The sequence below is a fragment of the Vibrio rotiferianus CAIM 577 = LMG 21460 genome (assembly GCF_002741985.1).
Lineage (GTDB): Bacteria > Pseudomonadota > Gammaproteobacteria > Enterobacterales > Vibrionaceae > Vibrio > Vibrio rotiferianus.
In genome coordinates, this window is the sequence record NZ_APHW01000076.1 from 1 (window position 1) to 610 (window position 610).

Below are 610 nucleotides of genomic sequence, written 5' to 3' on the forward strand. Positions count from 1 at the left end.
TTATATCTAAATGGATATTTTGTAGGACAAAAAGGACTGAACGTGGATACGTTCGGTCCTTTCTTTTATCCGGTAAAATGAAGTGACTTATGCTCTCCCTCATTTGCTTGAGTTTGCTCGGTAGAGTTCCATCAGGACTCAGTGCCAACCAACGTAACTGGGTATCTATTAAGTTTATTGCCGCTGTAAAGCTAACTCTAGTTGGGCTTACATCGGCGTCTTGAGCAATATGAATCATCTCTAGGCGCACCAAATTGTACGCTAGCAGTATTCCCCAGAGCTCTTGTCTAACACCAACAGCAAAACGACTTCTCAAGGTAACCTCGCTTTGTAGCTGAGTTTGCTTTATCTCACCGTAACCTTCTTCTATTTCCCAGCGTTGCCAATAGACAGCTAATAAGTCTTCTAATGAGTACTTCTTAGGGTCAACAAGGGAAGTTATAAAGCCTTCAATTTCACCTTTTGGGTCTTTATAGAGGATGAGACGTGCCTGCCAATGAGTCGGTAAATTAGGGTTATTACGCTGAGCTTGTGGTGAGATAGGCATAGAAATAAGCATGTCGTTTTCAGCAAAGTGCTCTACAACTTCATATCTTAATTTTCCGTTTTG

1 pseudogene is annotated in these 610 nt (G+C 41.5%); it reads right to left on the reverse strand.

Features of this window, described 5'->3' with window-relative positions:
* A pseudogene (locus B853_RS16165) lies at positions 1–610 on the reverse strand (transposase); the annotation flags it as partial.